Origin of the sequence: Dietzia sp. HMSC21D01, from assembly GCF_001815995.1 — a bacterium.
In the GTDB taxonomy this organism is placed as follows: domain Bacteria; phylum Actinomycetota; class Actinomycetes; order Mycobacteriales; family Mycobacteriaceae; genus Dietzia; species Dietzia cinnamea.
This window is the reverse complement of the sequence record NZ_KV823720.1, coordinates 1-9,796: the sequence shown is the minus strand read 5'-3', so window position 1 is coordinate 9,796 and position 9,796 is coordinate 1. Positions and strand designations below refer to the sequence as shown.

General features: G+C 71.9%; 10 protein-coding genes. 8 read left to right on the top strand and 2 right to left on the bottom strand.

Features of this window, described 5'->3' with window-relative positions; genetic code table 11:
• On the top strand, positions 1 to 484 hold a 484-nt coding region (locus HMPREF3086_RS02680; protein ID WP_246830868.1), incomplete at its 5' end, for an alpha/beta hydrolase.
• Here HMPREF3086_RS02680 and HMPREF3086_RS02675 read toward each other — a convergent pair.
• Complete coding sequence (locus tag HMPREF3086_RS02675; protein WP_070720057.1) at positions 468 to 1,946, bottom strand: FAD-dependent oxidoreductase; 1,479 nt, start codon at positions 1,944 to 1,946, stop codon at positions 468 to 470. The genes HMPREF3086_RS02680 and HMPREF3086_RS02675 overlap by 17 nt on opposite strands.
• Positions 1,947 to 2,025: 79 nt before the next feature.
• Here HMPREF3086_RS02675 and HMPREF3086_RS02670 point away from each other — a divergent pair, with 79 nt between their 5' ends.
• The 3 genes from HMPREF3086_RS02670 (at position 2,026) to HMPREF3086_RS02660 (ending at position 4,925) form a co-directional block, all read left to right on the top strand.
• The gene (locus HMPREF3086_RS02670; protein WP_061227912.1) at positions 2,026 to 2,442 is read left to right on the top strand and encodes a rhodanese-like domain-containing protein; all 417 of its coding nucleotides are present in this window, start codon (positions 2,026 to 2,028) and stop codon (positions 2,440 to 2,442) included.
• 99 nt (positions 2,443 to 2,541) lie between these two features.
• On the top strand, positions 2,542 to 3,759 hold the full coding sequence (locus HMPREF3086_RS02665) for an O-succinylhomoserine sulfhydrylase (RefSeq protein WP_070720055.1): 1,218 nt from the start codon (positions 2,542 to 2,544) through the stop codon (positions 3,757 to 3,759).
• 17 nt (positions 3,760 to 3,776) lie between these two features.
• Positions 3,777 to 4,925: a glycosyltransferase family protein gene (locus tag HMPREF3086_RS02660; RefSeq protein WP_246830867.1), complete on the top strand. Its 1,149-nt coding sequence runs from the start codon at positions 3,777 to 3,779 to the stop codon at positions 4,923 to 4,925.
• 33 nt (positions 4,926 to 4,958) lie between these two features.
• Here HMPREF3086_RS02660 and HMPREF3086_RS02655 read toward each other — a convergent pair whose 3' ends face one another.
• Complete coding sequence (locus HMPREF3086_RS02655) at positions 4,959 to 5,588, bottom strand: hypothetical protein (protein WP_061917328.1); 630 nt, start codon at positions 5,586 to 5,588, stop codon at positions 4,959 to 4,961.
• Between the two features lie 426 nt (positions 5,589 to 6,014).
• Between HMPREF3086_RS02655 and fgd the strand changes: the two genes are divergently transcribed.
• The 4 genes from fgd to HMPREF3086_RS02635 all read left to right on the top strand — a co-directional run bounded on the left by fgd (position 6,015) and on the right by HMPREF3086_RS02635 (position 9,776).
• Positions 6,015 to 7,034, top strand: a complete 1,020-nt coding sequence (gene fgd, locus HMPREF3086_RS02650; RefSeq protein WP_061227916.1) for a glucose-6-phosphate dehydrogenase (coenzyme-F420) — start codon at positions 6,015 to 6,017, stop codon at positions 7,032 to 7,034.
• A complete protein-coding gene (locus tag HMPREF3086_RS02645) occupies positions 7,031 to 7,669 on the top strand; it encodes a suppressor of fused domain protein (RefSeq protein ID WP_061227917.1) in 639 nt (212 codons plus the stop codon). The genes fgd and HMPREF3086_RS02645 overlap by 4 nt, the downstream gene beginning before the upstream one ends.
• A complete protein-coding gene (locus HMPREF3086_RS02640) occupies positions 7,666 to 8,295 on the top strand; it encodes a methylated-DNA--[protein]-cysteine S-methyltransferase (RefSeq protein WP_061917335.1) in 630 nt (209 codons plus the stop codon). Before HMPREF3086_RS02645 ends, HMPREF3086_RS02640 begins: the two co-directional genes overlap by 4 nt.
• A 110-nt stretch (positions 8,296 to 8,405) precedes the next feature.
• Entirely contained in the window at positions 8,406 to 9,776 is a 1,371-nt protein-coding gene (locus tag HMPREF3086_RS02635) for an ergothioneine biosynthesis protein EgtB (RefSeq protein ID WP_070720050.1), read from the top strand.
• Positions 9,777 to 9,796: the final 20 nt, after the last annotated feature.

Below are 9,796 nucleotides of genomic sequence, written 5' to 3'. Positions count from 1 at the left end.
GGGCCCGGCGTGGGCGCACGCGGGCGACCTCCGGACCTACGCGGCCGGGCTGGACGCGGTCGAGGGCCTGGACGGCGACGACGCCCCGCACGCGGCCATCGGTTACAGCTACGGCTCGGTGGTCCTGGGCGCGGCCGCGGCGGACCCCGAGGGGCTCGCTGCCGACCTGATGATCCACGTCGGCAGCCCCGGCGCGGGTGTCGAGTCGCTCGGCCGGCAGTGGGTGGACGAGGCGGGCGTCAGCCGCCCGGCGGTCGACGACGACGTGGTGGCCGTGGCCTCACGCTGGGATCCCGTCCCGTGGTGGTCGATCACGGGCGTGCTCGGCGAGCGGCCGGGGACCGACGAGTTCGGCGGCCGCTCCGTGGACGTCACCGAGCCCGGCGCGGGACCGGAATCGGTGCGCACCGCGCACTCGCGCTACCTCGACCCGGGGACGGTGTCGCTGACGGAGATCGGCCGGCTCGTCAGCGGGATCGAGTAGCCCGCGAGGAGCGGGCGATGTCGAGCATCTCCGCCCGGCCCGGCAACTTGGTGCGCTCGCGGCCGGCCGCCTCGCCGAGCTCACGCTCGTGGGCGTCGATCGCGAGCCAGGCGTCGCCGTCGACGATGTCCACGCCGCGGTCGGCGAGCAGGTCGCGGACGGCGGACGGATCGGGGTCAGCGGGCTCGGGCAGCGTGCCGGACTCGAGCTCGGTGGTGAGATGACCGACCGTCTCCACCGCGCACGACCGGTTGGTCCCGATGACGCCGGAGGGACCGCGCTTGACCCACCCCGCCGTGAACAGCCCCGGCAGGTGATCGCCGCCCGGCGCGTCGAGCACCCGGCCGCCGTCGTTGGGGATGGTCGCCCGGGAGTCGTCGAACGGCACGCCCTCCAGGGCGGCGGAGCGGTACCCCACCGCGCGGTACACGGCCTCGACCGGCAGATCCTCGAAGCGGCCCGTGCCGCGCACCCGGCCGACGACCGACCCGGCGTCGGCCGGCGCGGGATCCGGCTCGGTGATCTCCAGTCGCAACCCGGTGACCCGGCCGTCGTCGCCCACGATCTCGACGGGGGACCGGTGGAAGCGGAACCGCACCACCTTCCCGCCGGCCGCGAGCGCGGAGGCCTCGGCCTCATCCGCCGTCTCGAGCCCGGCCTCACGCTGCGCCCCGACCCATTTCTCGAGTTGCGCGCACACCTGCCCCACCCGGCGATCGCCGTCGCGGAGGGCGCGCGCCTCGTCGTCGTACTCCAGGTCGTCGGGATCCACCACCACGGTGACGCCCTCCACCTTGGCCATCTCCCGCAGCTCCAGGGGCGTGAACTTGGCGTGCGCCGGACCACGGCGCCCTATCACCGACACCACGCGCGTGACGTTGGTGCCGAAGCCGTCCCGCACGTGGGCGGGGATGTCCGTCGGCTCGAGCTGCTCCGGACTACGCACCAACATGCGCGCCACGTCCAGGGCCACGTTCCCCACGCCGACCACGGCCGCCCGCTCGGCGGTGAGCGCCCACTCCGGGTGCGAATCGGGGTGACCGTCGTACCAGGTCACGAACTCGGCGGCCCCGTACGATCCCTCCAAGTCCTCGCCCGGGATCCCGAGTCGGCGGTCGGCCAACGCGCCGGTGGAGAACACGACCGCGTGGTAGAAGCGCCGCGCGTCGTCCACGGTCAGGTCGCGGCCGAACTCCACGTTGCCCAGGAACCGGATGCGCGGATCCGCGGCGATCCCCTCGAGCGTCCGCGCGATGCCCTTGATGCGGGGGTGATCCGGGGCCACGCCGTGACGCAGCAGCCCGTACGGCACGGGCAGGCGGTCGAGCAGGTCCACCACGATCCCGCGCCCCGACGGATCCCGCGAGTCGCTCCAGTCCAGAAGGGCTTCGCTCGCGTACACGCCCGCCGGGCCGGACCCGACGACGGCCACACGGTAGGGGTGATCTGTGAGCGGCGTCATATCCGGATCGTCGCACAGAACGGCCACCCGGGTACCTCGACCCCGCCGATCGGGCGTCGGGGGAGCATAATCGACACCCATGAGCGACTACGCCGGGGACCTACCGCCCCGCCAGGCCTGGGAACTGCTCGCCTCCGATCCCGACGCCGTGCTGGTGGACGTCCGCACCAGCGCCGAATGGCAGTGGGTCGGCGGCGCCGATCTGTCGGAGCTCGGCAAGCGCACGCTGGGCATCGAGTGGATGACCTCGGCGGGCCAGCCCAACGCCCGGTTCGTGGAACAGCTGGGCGAGGCCGGCGTCGAGCCCGACGCGCCCGTGCTGTTCCTCTGCCGCAGCGGACACCGGTCGGCGGCCGCGGCCCGGGTCGCCACCGCTGTCGGATACGGCGCCGCCTACAACGTGGCCGGCGGCTTCGAGGGCGACCCGGACGCCGAGGGGCATCGCGGCACGGTCAACGGCTGGAAGGTCGCGGGCCTGGCCTGGCGCCAGTCCTGACACGGCCCGCCCCGACACACGGGCGGTCCGCACACACGGACCGCCCACACACGGACCGCCCACACACGCACGCACACCCGAGTACACAGAAAGCAGCGGATGAAGAACAACGAGCTCCCCGACGGTCTCCACCCCGACACCCTGGGGGTCCGCGCCGGCCAGATGCGCACGGCCTTCGAGGAGACCACCGAGCCGATGTTCCTCAACTCCGGCTACGTGTACTCCTCCGCCGAGGCGGCCGAGGCGTCGTTCAACGGTGAGAAGCAGCGCTTCGTCTACTCCCGCTACGGCAATCCCACCGTGGCGATGTTCCAGGAGCGGCTGCGCCAGATCGAGGGCGCCGAGGCGTGCTTCGCCACCAGCTCCGGCATGTCCGCGGTGTTCGTGGCGCTGGCCGCGCTGTGCGGCAACGGATCCCGGCTCGTGGCCTCCCGCGCGCTGTTCGGCTCCTGCTACGTGATCTGCGCGGAGATCCTGCCGCGGTGGGGCGTGGAGACGGTGTTCGTCGACGGCGCCGACCTCGACCAGTGGCGTGAGGCGCTGTCCGAGCCCACCGACGCGGTCTTCTTCGAGACCCCCTCCAACCCCATGCAGGAGCTGGTCGACGTCCGCGCGGTGTGCGACCTGGCCCACGCGGCCGGCGCGCAGGTCGTGGTGGACAACGTCTTCGCCACCGTCCTGCACCAGAAGCCGCTCGAGCTGGGTGCGGACGTGGTGGTGTACTCCACGACCAAGCACATCGACGGCCAGGGCCGCGTCCTCGGCGGCGCCGTCCTGGGGACCGAGGAGTACATCACCGGTCCGGTGCAGAACCTCATGCGCCACGCCGGGTTCGGCATGAGCGCGTTCAACGCGTGGGTCCTGCTCAAGGGCCTGGAGACCATGAGCCTGCGCGTCGAGCGGATGAGTGCCAACGCGCTGGAGGTGGCGCGGTTCCTCGAGTCCCACCGGGCGGTTGACTGGGTGACGTACCCGATGCTCGAGTCACACCCCCAGTACGAGCTGGCGCGCGCGCAGATGTCCGGCGGCGGGTCCGTGGTGACCTTCGGGTTGAAGTACGAGCAGGGCGACGACGGCGAGGGCGGCCGCGGCAAGAAGGAGTGTTTCGCCCTGCTCAACTCGCTCGAGGTCATCGACATCTCCAACAACCTCGGCGATGCCAAGACGCTGGTGACCCATCCCGCGACGACGACGCATGCGTCCATGGAGCCCGAGGCCCGCGCCGCGGTGGGCATCGGCGACAACGTGGTCCGCCTGTCCGTGGGGCTGGAACACGCGGGCGACCTCATCGAGGACCTGCGTCGCGGTCTGGGGTGACGGTCTAGATTGATCGTATGTCTGATCGGGGTGAACATTCCCGGGTCCGGGTGGCGGTGCTGCCGGCCGCCCATCCCGCGGTTCGCCGTATCACCGGCCTGGATGGCGCTGAGCACGTAGAGCTGGTGCCCGTCCGGCCCGGGGTGGTGAACGGGCAGACCCCGCCCGAGGCGGTGACGCCCGCCGAGCTCGACCCGGACTCCGACGCCTCCGGCGAGATCCACCGGTACGCCGATCCGTTGCGGGATGTCGATCTGGTGCACGTGCACTTCGGGTACGACTACCTCGAGCCCGAGAGCGTGGACGGGGTGGTGGAGCACCTGGCGCGGGCCGGGGTGCCGTTCGTGCTGACCGTCCACGACATCGTCTACCCGTCCCACGAGGACGAACTCCCGCACCGGGATCACACCGGCACACTGGTCGAGGCCGCCGCTGCCGTGGTCACGCTGACCGAGGTGGCGGCGCACGAACTGTGGGTGCGGTGGGGCGTCGAACCGGTGGTCGTGCCGCACCCGCGGCTGCTGGACGAGGACGAGGTCTCCTCCGCCATCCGCGCCGGCAAGCACCTGCGCGGTCCCGGCGATCCGGTGGTGGTGGGGGTGTTGCTGGAGCGGATGGGCGAGAACATCGACGGCCCGGAGCTGCTGGACCAGCTGGCGCCCGTCGCCCACGGGCGGCGGGGCGCGCACCTGCGGATCGTGGTGGAGGCGCAGGCGTGGCGCGACGCGTGCGGCGAGGACCGCGAGGCCGGCGGGCACCATCTGGTGGCGGAGCTGGCGGCCGAGGGCGGCTGGAAGTCGGTGCGGTTGGTGAGGTACGAGTCGTTGGACCTGGCGCCGTTGCTGCCCGAGTTCGCCGCGCTCGACGTGTGCGTGTTGCCGCACCGGTTCGCCACCCATTTCACCTGGTTGGAGTTGTGCCGCGACCTGGGCGTGTCGCCGGTGTTCCCGGCGGTGGGGTGCCTGCGGGAGCAGTGGTTCGACCGTTGCGATCCGGGTGATCATTCCGGGGAGGTCTACGATCCCCGCGATCCGTCCGCGGTGGGGGTGGCGGTCCGGGCGGCGTTGGAGAATCCCCGGGCCGTCCCGCCGCGGGTCGCGGGCGCTGATCCGACGAGCGTCATCGCGGCCTATGCGCGGATCTACGACGAGGCCGCCGGCGGTTGAGTAGCCGACCGGGCGGGCGACCGGGCGGGCGATTCAGTCGGTGGCGTCGCTGCGGGCGATATCCACGGGCCACGCCAGCGTGAGGACCGAGTCGGGCGCCGGGGAGTTGGCGTCCATGCTCAGTTCGAGGCACACGGTCACCGCTGCGCCGGGCGTGGTGCGGGTGGCGCCGGGCAGGATCAGCGGGACGTCGGAGGTGGGGGCGCCGACGGGCACCGGTTCCTCACCGTCCCCGGCGAGGACGTTGTCCGAGTCGAGGCGGAAGGCCGGCGCCGCACATGCGCCTCCGCGGGAGGCGACCGCCCGGATCCGGACGTCGGCGGCGGTGGCCGGGTCGCCGTCCACGAGGACGCCCTCGCCGATCGCCACGTGGGCGTCGTCGCGCGAGTCGACGCTCGTGCGGAGGGTGAGCGGCTGGTAGGCGGAGCGGTCCCGCAGGCCGGCGGTGTCGACTCGGACGGGGAAGTGGCCACCGTAGGAGGAGATGGGCGCGGTCCAGGTGGTGCCGAAGTCGGTGGACGCCTGGACGGACCAGGCGGAACTGCGGAGCTCGGATTCGCGGGCCTGCTCTTGCCGATCCTGGAGGATCAGCGTGGTGCCGAGGGCGCAGGCGGAGGAGGCGGCGAGGGTCACCAGGGCGGTGGCCGCGTGCCTGGTCCGCATGACTCCTCCGAACGTGCGCTCGCCCGGAGGTCGGTTCAGGGGAGGGCACCCTGGCCACGCGATGCGCGGTGACTTCCGGTTCACGAAGAATATTGCTGACGCGGCCGTAGTCGTTACAGCAACCCGCGGCGTGTGGCCGATCTCATCAGATGTTCCGGCGGCCATGTCGCGGCCGGGGCGCTGACGCGTCGGCTACCCGTGCACCTTCCGCGCCGAGGCGACCTCGGAGCGTCGAGGTGGGGACAGGGCGCTACGAGTGTCGCAGGCCACTGGCATACTCGGCGCAGTGGCCCGCGCGACGGAGTGCCGCCGCAACGAACGCCGCAACGAACGCCGCAACGAACGCCACCGCGAACGCCGCTGTGAACGCCCCAGTGAACAACGTCGACGTACACCTGGCCACACGCCTAGACGTAGGAGAAGCCGATGCCCGACACCCCCTCCCTCAAGCTCGGATACAAGGCCTCGGCCGAGCAGTTCGGGCCGCGCGATCTCGTGGAGTTCGCGGTGATGGCGGAGCAGGCGGGCATGGACTCGGCCACGGTCTCCGACCACTTCCAGCCCTGGCGCCACGACGGCGGCCACGCCCCGTTCTCCCTGGCCTGGCTCACGGCCGTAGGGGAGCGAACCAGCACCATCCAGCTGGGCACCTCCGTGCTCACCCCGACGTTCCGCTACAACCCCGCGGTACTGGCCCAGGCGTTCGCCACCATGGCGTGCCTCTATCCGGGGCGCGTCTTCCTCGGCGTGGGCACCGGTGAGGCGCTCAACGAGATCGCCACGGGCCACCGGGGCGAGTGGCCGGAGTTCAAGGAGCGCTTCGCGCGACTGCGGGAGTCCGTCCGCCTCATGCGTGAGCTCTGGACGGGTGAGACCACCAGCTTCTCCGGCGACTTCTACTCCACCAAGGACGCGTTCCTCTATGACGTTCCCGAGGGCGGCGTGCCGGTCTACATCGCCGCGGGTGGCCCGGTCGTGGCCAAGTACGCCGGTCGCGTCGGCGACGGCTTCATCTGCACCTCCGGCAAGGGTATGGAGCTCTACACGGACAAGCTCCTGCCCGCGGTCGAGGAGGGCGCGCGGATCAACGAGCGTGACTCCTCGACGATCGACCGGATGATCGAGATCAAGATCAGCTACGACCCCGACCCGGAGAAAGCCCTGGAGAACTGCCGCTTCTGGGCGCCGCTGAGCCTGACGCCGGAGCAGAAGCACTCGGTGGACTCGCCGCGAGAGATGGAGCGCCTGGCCGACGAGCTGCCGATCGAGCAGGTCGCCAAGCGCTGGATCGTCGCCTCGGACCCGGACGACGCCGTGGAGCAGGTCAAGCAGTACGTCGACGCGGGCCTCAACCACCTGGTCTTCCACGCACCCGGTCACGACCAGAAGCGCTTCCTCGACCTGTTCGAGGCCGACCTCGAACCACGTCTGCGAGCACTGGCATGAGCGACGAGAACACCCTCCCCGGCCCGGACACGGCCGATCTCTCCGGCCTCGAGGGCATCCTCGGCGGCAAGGACAAGGTCCGCGTCCTGCGCTACCCGCACGAGACCGAGCCGGACGAGGAGGGGAAGACCACCGAATGGCACTGCGACATCGTCGTCGTCGACAACGTCCCCGCCGTCGGCTTCTCCACCTACGCCACCATCGGCGCGCGGGAGCTGCCCACCAACGTCACCACGCCCGAAGGGCGTCAGATCCGCAGTGAGTTCGTCACGGTCGGCCGCACGGGGCACCGCGCGATGGCCGACGTCCTGGACGCCTGCGCGCTGGCAGTGGCGACCGGCTCGATCCACGTGGCGCCCGGCGCGGTGATCCCCAACGCGGTCGGCCTGGTCGATCCCGGGCGTCGCTGCGAGCACCTCGTCCTCACGCCGCCGTTCCTGTGGCCGGAACTGCAGGTCGTCGACGAGACCGGCGGCCCCGACGGCGCCGGCCCCCTGCTCACGCGCCTGCAGGCCGTGCCCATCACCACCGCGGAGATGTCCGCGATCGGTCGCGACGGTGCCGACGCCCTGTTCGAGAAGCTCGATACCGCCGACGCCGACGTCACCAACCCGGACCGTCCGAGCGTGGTGTGAGCGTGCGCGCGGCCCGGACGCCCGGCGTCGCCGCGCGGCTGCTCGAGACCGCGGCCGGCCTCATGATCGTCGAGGCCACGGCCGTGGGAGTGTCACGTCTGCAGCAGGTCGACGAGAGCGAACTCCACGCGGTCGACGCATGGTTCGACGTGAAACACGGTGACGGACGGGGAGGGGACGACGACGAGGACCCCGACAGCGGGCCCGGCGGCGCTGGTGGGCATCTGAACCGACTCGCGCGTCAGGTGATGGCCTACCTGGCCGGCGAGCTACGCGGCTTCGACGTCCCGCTCGACTGGGCCGCCGCCGGCGTTCACGACGAGTTCTCGCGCGAGGTCTACCGCGAGATCCAGCGCATCCCGTACGGCGAGACATCCACGTACGGGCAGATCAGCGTGGACGCCGGACGACCACGCAACGCCCGGCGGGTGGGCCGGCTGTGCAGCATCGTGCCGGTGCCGTTCGTCATCCCCGTCCACCGCGTGATCCGCGCCGACGGCGGAATGGGCAACTGCCCGGAGTACCGACTGCGGCTGCTCGAGCACGAGCGGCGCAACGACGCCGCCGCGCGCCGAGACGCCGCCGCCGAACGCGGCGGGACGGCGGCCGGCATCCCGTTCGACTAACGAATCGGTGGGCGGTGCCGGAGGCCGTGGCTAGGGTGGCGGAAACGCCGGGGGCCGACCGGTCCCCGTCCCAGACCGCCTGCCGTCGACCACGAACCACGGGGGATCCCATGACAGTCGGCTCCGTCAGCACCGCTCCTCGCACGGGGAGCATCGTCGAGAGATTCCTCCGGGTCCGCCGGCTCACGGATCTGCTCGCGTCCCGCCTCAGTGCCGAGGACCAGATCCCCCAGTCCATGACCGCCGCCAGCCCCGCGGCGTGGCACCGCGCGCACACCACGTGGTTCTTCGAAGAGTTCGTGCTGGGTCGGGTGCCCGGGTACTCCTCGCCGGAGCCGGTGTTCCGCTTCCTGTTCAACTCCTACTACGAGGCGGTCGGTCCCCGGCAGCCGCGCCCCGAGCGCGGACTCATCACGCGGCCGTCGGTCGCGGAGATCGCCGACTTCCGGGCGCGGGTCGACGAGGCCGTGGTCGCGGCCCTCGAGGCGGACGACATCGACGAGCGCGGCCTCGAGCTGCTCGAGCTGGGCTGTCATCACGAGCAGCAGCACCAGGAACTGCTGCTCATGGACATCAAGCACCTCTTCTCCCACAACCCGACCGATCCCGTGTACGTCGACAGGCCCGCCGACCCGGCCGCCGCGACGCCGGGGGAGACGGAATGGCTCGCCGTCGTCGAGGGGGTCGCGCAGATCGGCGCGCCCGATCCCGCGTGCGGCAATACACCCGGCGCCAACGCACCCGGCGCCAACGCACCCGGCGCCAACACTCCCGGCGCCCACATACCGCCCGCGGGGTTCTCCTACGACAACGAACGGCCCCGCCACCGCGTGTGGATCCCGGGCGGCGAGGTCGCTACTCGCCAGGTCACCGTCGGCGAGTGGAAGCGGTTCATGGCCGACGGCGGTTACTTACGTCCCGAGTTGTGGCTGTCGGACGGGTGGGCGACCGTGCAGGCCGAGGGCTGGGACGCGCCCGGGTACTGGCGGCGCGAGGACAACACGGGCGATGCGCGCGCCGACGCCGGCAGCGCCGTCGACGGCGAGTGGACCACCTTCACGCTCAGCGGGCGGCGCCCGGTCGTCGACGCCGAACCGGTCATCCACGTCTCCTTCTACGAGGCCGACGCCTACGCGCGCTGGGCCGGGGCGCGGCTGCCCACCGAGTTCGAGTGGGAGGTCGCCACCACCGGCTGGGAGATCCGCGACGAACTCGACCCCGACCGGTGCCACCCGCGGACCGTCGCCGACCGCACGATCGGCGGCGTGTGGGAGTGGACCTCGAGCGCTTACCTGCCGTACCCCGGCTTCGTCACCGAGGAGGGCGCGGCCGGCGAGTACAACGGCAAGTTCATGTCCGACCAGCACGTCCTGCGCGGCGGCAGCGCCCTCACGCCCGCCGGCCACACGCGGCACACGTACCGCAACTTCTTCCCGGCCGCGTCGCGGTGGGCGGCCGCCGGCCTGAGGCTCGCGCGGTGACCGGCGCGCGCCGGGATTCC

Coding starts and splice junctions, on each gene's coding strand:
- HMPREF3086_RS02675 (WP_070720057.1), bottom strand. CDS start 1,946: ATGACGCCGCTCACAGATCACCCCTACCGTGTGGCCGTCGTCGGGTCC.
- HMPREF3086_RS02655 (WP_061917328.1), bottom strand. CDS start 5,588: ATGCGGACCAGGCACGCGGCCACCGCCCTGGTGACCCTCGCCGCCTCC.
- HMPREF3086_RS02670 (WP_061227912.1), top strand. CDS start 2,026: ATGAGCGACTACGCCGGGGACCTACCGCCCCGCCAGGCCTGGGAACTG.
- HMPREF3086_RS02665 (WP_070720055.1), top strand. CDS start 2,542: ATGAAGAACAACGAGCTCCCCGACGGTCTCCACCCCGACACCCTGGGG.
- fgd (WP_061227916.1), top strand. CDS start 6,015: ATGCCCGACACCCCCTCCCTCAAGCTCGGATACAAGGCCTCGGCCGAG.
- HMPREF3086_RS02660 (WP_246830867.1), top strand. CDS start 3,777: ATGTCTGATCGGGGTGAACATTCCCGGGTCCGGGTGGCGGTGCTGCCG.
- HMPREF3086_RS02645 (WP_061227917.1), top strand. CDS start 7,031: ATGAGCGACGAGAACACCCTCCCCGGCCCGGACACGGCCGATCTCTCC.
- HMPREF3086_RS02635 (WP_070720050.1), top strand. CDS start 8,406: ATGACAGTCGGCTCCGTCAGCACCGCTCCTCGCACGGGGAGCATCGTC.